The organism is Streptomyces sp. NPDC006512 (genome assembly GCF_040611935.1).
In the GTDB taxonomy this organism is placed as follows: Bacteria; Actinomycetota; Actinomycetes; order Streptomycetales; family Streptomycetaceae; genus Streptomyces.
Map to the genome: position 1 here is coordinate 1 of NZ_JBEXPG010000144.1, position 1,342 is coordinate 1,342.

Here is a 1,342-nt window from a genome sequence, read left to right on the forward strand (position 1 = left end):
TCCGCCCGGCGCACCGTGTGGTACACCTTCCCGTCCGCCACCACGGCCACCTGAAGCTCCGCACCCACCGAAGCCGCCGCCACCTGCGTCACGTTCGCCAGGGCACCGGCGACCGCGTTGACGTCGCCGAAGCCGGCCCACTGGCCGTTCGCGAAGCGGACCGTGTGGTAGAGCTTGCCCTCGTTGCTGACGGCCAGGACGTGCGTGTCGCCGTCGATGCCGGCCTCGGCCGTGGTCCGCACGCCGGAGGGGATCTCGCCGGCCTCGTTGTCGACGTTGCCGAAGCCGGACCAGGTGCCGTTCGGGTTGCGGAGGCCGTGGAACAGCGAGCCGCCCGACTCCACCGCGACCTGCGCCCGCCACTGGCCGGACGGCGCGGGCGGCGTCACCACCGGCGGCGGGGTTCCGGGAACGCCCACCGGGGAGACGAAGGCGAGGGCCTTGCCGGCGCCCGGGTTGTTGTAGGTCCGCCAGTTGAACCAGTTCTTGTACGAGACCTTGCCGCTCTCGTTGCCGCCGACGGTCTGGATCTGCGAGCCGTCGGAGGAGACTCCGACGACCAGGCTGACGTGGTTCGCCTCGCCGGAGACCGAACCGTCGTCGTCCCACAGGACCGCGTCGCCCACCTGGGGTCCGCTGGTGTGCAGCGTGCCGTTCTTCTGGCCGTAGCTGTGGAAGGACGCGGCGGCCGCGTTGAGGCCGCTGGTGTTCGCGCCGGCCTGCTTCCAGACCCAGCGGGAGAACTCCGCGCACCAGGCGGACGGGTACACGCATCCGTAGTACGGCGTGCAGTTGTTGCCGACCTGGTTGCGTGCGATGTCCGCGACGCTGGGGGCGTGGGCCGTCGCCGACTGGGCCGAGGCCATGCCCAGCATCGGGGCGAGCACGACGGCGGCGAGGAGGAGGGAGCGGCTACGGGCGGACTGCTTGGCCTTGAACATGATGGAGGAGGTCCTTTGTGGAAGAAGTCTGGGTGGGGAGGGGAACGGCCCGTGCCGGGTCAGTTGTAGGTGCCGGTGATAGAGACGCCGGTGCGGGTTCCCGTGACGCCGGTCAGGTCGACGGTGCCGACGCCGGTCCAGTTGCCACTGACCTGGCGGACCGTGTGCAGGACCCGGCCGTCGGCCGCCACGAACGCCACCTGGAGCTCGTCGTTGACAGCGGCCGCGGCGACATCGGTGACCGTCACGCCGGACACCACCGAGGACAGGGAGTTGAACACCCACTCACCGCTGAAGAAGCGGGCACCGTGGTACTGCTTCGCACCGTTCTCGGCGGTCAGCACCAGCTGGAGGTCATTGCCCGTACCGGCGATCGCGACGTCCGAGATACCGGCCGGCGC

Annotated in this window: 2 protein-coding genes; both read right to left on the minus strand. The window is 70.4% G+C overall.

Annotation, left to right across the window (positions count from 1 at the left end):
- On the minus strand, positions 1 to 941 hold a 941-nt coding region (locus tag ABZZ17_RS40005; protein WP_356884310.1), incomplete at its 3' end, for a CHAP domain-containing protein.
- A gap of 59 nt (positions 942 to 1,000) precedes the next feature.
- Positions 1,001 to 1,342 (minus strand): hypothetical protein (locus ABZZ17_RS40010; protein WP_356883350.1); only part of this gene is annotated, 342 nt, incomplete at its 5' end.